The following is a 6,761-nucleotide window of genomic DNA, read 5'->3' on the forward strand; positions in this document are numbered from 1 at the left end:
TAGAATAACTACAATCATTAAAACTCCAATTGCGATAGATAGTTGCTGCTGGATTCCAAATAGATATAGACCTTTCCCAACAAGACCAAATACAAGTCCTATAATGCTGTAAGCCAGTAATCGTCCAAAATGATAGGTGGAAATTTGAACTACTTTTTTTGCCGAATGGCTTCTGTCCACTGGCAACATAAAAGCAATAGGTCCACACATACCAACACAGTGAAAACTTCCTAATAAACCTAATACAAGGGCAGACCAAAGCATGATGTAAGTGGTGTTTTAAAACGGGTTATTTTAGTGCCGAGAGTAGCATTAATACATAATCTCCTTTTTATATAAATAAGCAGCATCTTTGTATTTCCAATCCACTTTTAAGTTCCATCTGCCATCTAGCAAACGGTCGGATGGGATAAGCATAACGTTATCTGAAATTGAAATAGGCATTTCGAAATCAAGTTTTTTATTGGACGTTCGGTATAAAAACACACTTCCAGTTATGGCTTGTGAATCTAAATCTTCTGGAAAAGATAATAACAGACCATCTTCTGTTTTTGTCCAAGTAATATTTTCATCCAGTTCTCTAGATTTTTCTTCACGGTCAATTTCACCTTGAAAAGTTAATTCGGCTTTGTAATATTCTTCGACAACTAAATCATGATCGTATGCACTGTCTGTATTTACTTTAATTATAAAATACATAATAAAGCTAATAAACCCTATCATGGCAATTACGAGACCTGTTCCCCAATTTATTTTCATATCTAATATCCTGCAAAAGCAGAAATTTTATTTAATTAATACTTAGTTATATTAAAACAGTTTTCTGAATTTAATAATAACTTCTTGGTGCTAAAAAGTTAACGGTTGTTGTTTCAATTAATTCGTTGCCACTATAAACTTCAATGGTCAATTTGTTTTTATCGCTTTCCAATTCTTTTTTATCTATTTCGATAAACAAAGTACCTTGTGCCATCCCTTGTTCTGGGACATTAAAAGTATCGGAATTTGAAACCAGCTTAATTTCACCTTTATATTTTTTTAGTTTGAAGCTAATACTATCAACCGATTTAGTGGTTTTGTTAATTAGTTTGTAAGTAAATACATTACTAATAATATCACCTTCCTTATGTTCGTAAAGTTGCCCAGGCAATCTTAAAATACGTGCTTCAACATCGTTTCTTAATGACATCATACCAAAAAGAACACCTGTTAAAATAACAAGAACAGCAATATAACCTTTCATTCTTGCGGTTACTTTAAACTTTTCTTTCTTTTCTATTTCGTCTTCACTTGCATATCTAATCAAACCTTTAGGTAGGTTAATGCTTTCCATAATATGATCGCATTCATCAATACAAGCTGTACAGTTTACACATTCTAATTGTGTGCCGTTTCTAATATCTATTCCCGTAGGACAAACATGGACACATTGAAAACAATCTATACAGTCTCCGTGCCCTAAAGCCTCGCGATCCTCATCTTTTCTAAATTTCTTTCTACCGTTTTCGCCTTCGCCACGTTTGTGATCGTAGGCTACTATTATGGATTTATTGTCTAAAAGAACCCCTTGTAATCTACCATAAGGGCAAGCAATGATACATACTTGCTCTCTAAACCAAGAAAAAACAAAATAGAATATGGCCGTAAAGATAATTAATGGAAAAAGCGTTTCTGTATGTTGTAAAGGTCCTTCTTTAACGTATTGAATAAGTTTGTCGCTACCAATTAAATATGCTAAAAAGACATTAGCAATAAGAAATGAAATAATTATGAAGATAAACCATTTTAAACTGCGCTTTCTTATTTTTTCAGCATTCCATGGTTGATTGTCCAGTCTTCTTTGTTTATTTCTATCGCCATCAATCCAATATTCTATTCTTCGGAAAACCATTTCCATAAAAATAGTTTGGGGACAGATCCAACCACAGAAAATTCTACCAAAACTAACAGTAAACAAGGCTATGAAAATAACCCCAATAATCATGGAAATTACAAATAAGTGAAAATCTTGAGGCCAAAAAGGAAGTCCGAAGATATTAAAGCGTCGCTCTATAATGTTGAACAGTAAAAACTGATTTCCATTTATTTTAATAAAGGGTGCAGCAATTAAAAAGAGCAAAAGAACATAACTAACTATCTTACGATATTCGTAAAATCTTCCACTTGGCTTTTTTGGATATACCCAAGCACGTTTTCCATCTTCAGTTAACGTACCTAAGGTGTCTCTAAATGATTCATTTTCTGGGGTTTCCATGGCTTTATGTTAAAGAGTCAAGAATTAAGACCTTTGGTTGGAAGATGTGGCCTTAATTCTTGATTCTAATGATGTAATTTAATTTATTCTTTCCAGATATCTCCTTCTGCCTCTTTTGGCTTTTCAGGAGTGGTACCTTGAAATTGCAATACATAACTTGATATTTGGGCAATTTCTAAAGGTTTTAAACTTTGTTTCCAAGCAATCATCCCTTTTCCAGTTCTACCTCCTTCAGAGATGGTTTTAAATATATGCTTTATACCTCCACCTAAAATCCAATGTTCATCGGTTAGGTTTGGCCCAATACCTCCACCGCCATCAGACTGGTGACAAGCCACACAATTGATTTCGTATAGAGCTTTTCCATTGCTTAAATCGGCAGGGCTGGTAAGCACTTCAACCGTATTGAAATCAACTAAGTTTTTAGCTGTTTTTTTATACGCTTCTATGGCTACTTGAGCTTCGGCGTATTCTGTTTCTAACTCATCGTATTGGTTGTAACCATCCAACACTTCAAATCGTATTAAATAAATAACAGCAAAAATTATGGACGCATAAAACCCGTATAACCACCAAGGTGGAAGATCGTTGTCTAGTTCCCTAATGCCGTCGTAACTATGATCTAAAATAATTTCATGTTCTTTGGCCATAGGTTTTGAACCTAGAGATTTTTTATAAATAGATTTTATTTTATTAACCCATTTGGACGTTTTTGGTTCCGTTGCATCGTATTTAGCTTTTCCTTCCTCATCTAAACTTTGATAAAGAATGTTCCCCAAAGAGTTTACAATTGCTTCTATTGCAACCAATACAAAAAGAACAAAGGCCAAAAACAAGAGTACCATTGGATACTCTACAAATGCAGGTAGTTTTCCTGAATTAACAAAGTACTCTACTAGTCCGAAAATAATAAAGAATATAACGGGTACCCTTACCCATGATGGCATTGATTGTCTCATAATGTTTGGTCTTTTTGGTTATCTAATGGCATGTCGCTTACTTCGTTGATATAGTCTTTTTTGGCTGTAAAAACCCACCAAAACAATCCTACGAAGAACGTGAAAAATATCAGTAAGGAAATGATAGGGAAAATTTCAATTCCCTCTATACTATCCATATAATTTTTTGCAAATTTTAACATGATTTCTTAGTTTATAGTACTTGATGTTTCGTCTAAATCCTCTACTTTAATATCTGTTCCTAATCGTTGTAAATAAGCAATTACAGCTACAATTTCACGATTGCGCATTTCAACAAAATCTTCGCCTCCAGCTTGTTTGTCGGCTTCATACGTTTCAGCAAAATCTGGATCGGAATATAAGTTTTTCTCAATTTGCGTTCCTTGATCCAACATATGTTGATGTGCGTTGGCAATGTATTCTTCAGTATATGGAACACCTAATTTTACCATGGTTTTTAACTTGGTTTCTGTATGCGACTTATCCAACTCGTTTTTAATCAACCATTGGTATGCAGGCATTATAGAACCCGAAGATGTGCTTTGTGGATCGTACATGTGGTTTAAGTGCCAGCTGTCTGAATACTTTCCACCGATACGATGTAAATCTGGACCGGTACGTTTACTTCCCCAAAGGAATGGATGATCATACACATATTCTCCAGCTTTCGAGTATTCTCCATAACGTTCTACCTCACTTCTAAACGGACGAACCATTTGCGAGTGACATCCAACACAACCTTCACGAATATAAATGTCTCTACCTTCTAGCTCTAATGGAGTATATGGTTTAACACTACTTATGGTTGGAATATTGGATTTTACCATAATGGTTGGTACAATTTGAACAATTCCACCAATTAAGATAGCAATAGTTGCAAAAATTGTAAGTTTAATAGGTTTACGCTCTAACCACGTGTGCCATCCTTCGCCAGCAACACGTCTTTTAGATACGTTTTGTAAGGCTGGAGCTTCGGCTAATTCATCGGTTACCGGAACACCTTGTTTAATAGTCATAATAACGTTGTAAACCAACACCAACATTCCTGTTAAATATAAGGTTCCACCTATAGCTCTCATCCAATACATTGGCATGATTTCGGTAACGGTTTCTAAAAAGTTACCATATACTAAAGTACCATCTGGATTAAATTGTTTCCACATACTTGCTTGGGTAAATCCAGCAACGTAAAGTGGTAAAGCGTACATAATAATACCTAAAGTACCAATCCAGAAATGGAAGTTTGCCAAACCAATGGAATATAATTTTGATTTCACCAATCTTGGTATTAACCAATAGATCATACCAAAGGCTAAGAATCCATTCCAAGCCAATGCTCCAACATGCACGTGCGCAATAATCCAGTCTGTAAAGTGACCAATGGCATTTACGTTTTTAAGAGATAACATCGGGCCTTCAAAAGTGGCCATTCCGTAACCGGTTATAGCTACAACCATGAATTTTAAAACGGGATCCGTACGTACTTTGTCCCATGCTCCACGAAGTGTTAATAATCCGTTGATCATCCCTCCCCAAGAAGGCATTAACAACATAATAGAAAAGGCAACACCTAAGTTTTGAGCCCATTCTGGTAAAGCAGAATATAACAAGTGGTGAGGTCCTGCCCAGATGTAAATAAATATTAAGGACCAAAAGTGAATAATAGATAATCTATAAGAATATACAGGTCTGTTTGCCGCTTTAGGTACAAAGTAATACATAAGTCCTAAAAACGGTGTGGTCAAGAAAAACGCTACGGCATTATGACCATACCACCATTGAACCAAGGCGTCTTGAACTCCTGCATAAACAGAATAACTTTTAAAACCACTTACTGGAAGTGCTAAACTATTAAAGATATGAAGTACTGCAACCGTAACAAAAGTAGCCAAGTAAAACCAAAGAGCTACGTATAAATGGCGTTGTCTTCTTTTTATCATGGTACCAATTAAGTTAATACCAAAAGCTACCCAAACTATGGCAATAGCAATATCTATAGGCCATTCTAGTTCGGCGTATTCTTTAGAAGAAGAAAAACCCAATGGAAGTGTAATTGCTGCTGCTACAATAATAAGCTGCCAACCCCAAAAGTTTAATTTACTTAAAGCATCGCTATACATTCTAGCTTTAAGTAAACGTTGCGTAGAGTAGTAAACCCCAGCAAAAATAGCATTTCCTACAAAGGCAAAAATAACTGCGTTAGTGTGCAAAGGTCTTAAACGGCCAAAACTTAACCAGGAAATTCCGTCGGTTAAATTTGGGAATAAAAACATAAATGCTAGTAGCAAACCTACAATCATTCCTACAACTCCCCAGAGTATTGTGGCGTAAAGGAAATTTCTAACGATTTTGTTATCGTAATAAAATTGTTGTACTTCCATAATGGTTTAATTAGTCTTTTTTGGTTTCTTTATTTGTTGATTTTGTTTGTTCTTTTACTAATTCATCTTCAAAGAGCATTCGTACCGAAGGTGTATAGCTGTCGTCGAATTGCCCACTTCTAACTGCCATAATAAAAATTATAAAAAAGAAAACAGCAACCAATATGCTGATACTTAATAATATATAAATAGCACTCATACCTACCTGAAGTTGTGGTTCAAAATTACTTTTGTAACCGATTTTAAAATATGATTTTTATCATATTTGATTATTTGTATTCATTCTAATCTTCGTCCCAATAAGTTTGTTGCAATAGTAGTAAAAACTACAATACTAATAGAACTCAATGGCATTAAAATAGCAGCAATTACTGGAGCCAACTGACCGGTAACTGCAAAATATAATCCAATAACGTTATAAAAAAAGGATAAAGCAAAACTCCATTTAATTATTTTTATAGCTCCTTTCGAGGCTTTAATATACTTGAATAATTGATCGAATTTAGAAGCATCCAAAATGGCGTCGCAAGCTGGGGAAAACACATTCACATTTTCTGATACCGAAATACCTACATTGCTTTGTGCCAATGCTCCAGCGTCGTTAAGGCCGTCTCCGATCATTAATACTTTTGCTCCTTCGGATTGATGATATTTTATATACTCCAACTTGTCATCTGGTTTTTGGTTAAAAATCAGCTTGGTCTTCGAAGGTAGTAATTTTTTTAGATTTTCTTGCTCTCCTTCGTTATCTCCAGATAAAATTACCAAATCGTAATCTTTTTTCAAAGTGTTAAATAGTTTGGAAAGACCCTTTCTGTAATTGTTGTGAAAAGTATATTTTCCTTTATAGATATTGTTACTACTAATATGAACAGAAGTTGTTAAAACATTGGTGTCTGTTGTGTTTCCAACAAAAACCGCAGATCCAACTTTCATGTTGTTATTGTTATGTGAAGCTTCAATTCCCTTCCCAACATGTTCTTCAAAATAATTTAAAGATACTATATCATGTTCGTCTAAAATATCATATAAAGATCTGCTTAATGGGTGATTTGAACCACGAAGCGTATTCTTCAAGAGCATTTCTTCCTTAGTTGACAAAGTATCACCTTGATATGTAGCATGACTTTTTTGATTGGTAGTTATAGTTCCTGTTTTATCGAAAAT

General features: G+C 34.6%; 8 protein-coding genes. All 8 read right to left on the minus strand.

The window, feature by feature from the left end; genetic code table 11:
- Positions 1-264: sulfite exporter TauE/SafE family protein (locus VKY47_RS12975; protein ID WP_324313238.1), on the minus strand; the 264-nt coding region annotated here is incomplete at its 3' end.
- A gap of 48 nt (positions 265-312) precedes the next feature.
- Positions 313-759: a FixH family protein gene (locus VKY47_RS12980; RefSeq protein ID WP_324313239.1), complete on the minus strand. Its 447-nt coding sequence runs from the start codon at positions 757-759 to the stop codon at positions 313-315.
- A 70-nt stretch (positions 760-829) separates the two neighbouring features.
- Complete coding sequence (ccoG, locus tag VKY47_RS12985) at positions 830-2,254, minus strand: cytochrome c oxidase accessory protein CcoG (RefSeq protein WP_324313240.1); 1,425 nt, start codon at positions 2,252-2,254, stop codon at positions 830-832.
- A gap of 83 nt (positions 2,255-2,337) precedes the next feature.
- The gene (locus VKY47_RS12990) at positions 2,338-3,213 is read right to left on the minus strand and encodes a cbb3-type cytochrome c oxidase N-terminal domain-containing protein (RefSeq protein ID WP_324313241.1); all 876 of its coding nucleotides are present in this window, start codon (positions 3,211-3,213) and stop codon (positions 2,338-2,340) included.
- Positions 3,210-3,395, minus strand: coding sequence for a CcoQ/FixQ family Cbb3-type cytochrome c oxidase assembly chaperone (locus VKY47_RS12995; protein WP_324313242.1), 186 nt, complete (start codon positions 3,393-3,395; stop codon positions 3,210-3,212). The genes VKY47_RS12990 and VKY47_RS12995 overlap by 4 nt, the downstream gene beginning before the upstream one ends.
- A gap of 6 nt (positions 3,396-3,401) precedes the next feature.
- Complete coding sequence (ccoN, locus tag VKY47_RS13000; RefSeq protein ID WP_324313243.1) at positions 3,402-5,594, minus strand: cytochrome-c oxidase, cbb3-type subunit I; 2,193 nt, start codon at positions 5,592-5,594, stop codon at positions 3,402-3,404.
- A 10-nt stretch (positions 5,595-5,604) separates the two neighbouring features.
- Positions 5,605-5,793: a cbb3-type cytochrome oxidase assembly protein CcoS gene (gene ccoS / locus VKY47_RS13005; protein ID WP_324313244.1), complete on the minus strand. Its 189-nt coding sequence runs from the start codon at positions 5,791-5,793 to the stop codon at positions 5,605-5,607.
- Positions 5,794-5,873: 80 nt separating this feature from the next.
- Positions 5,874-6,761 (minus strand): HAD-IC family P-type ATPase (locus VKY47_RS13010; protein WP_324313245.1); only part of this gene is annotated, 888 nt, incomplete at its 5' end.

This window comes from Xanthomarina sp., assembly GCF_035306705.1.
Lineage (GTDB): Bacteria > Bacteroidota > Bacteroidia > Flavobacteriales > Flavobacteriaceae > Xanthomarina.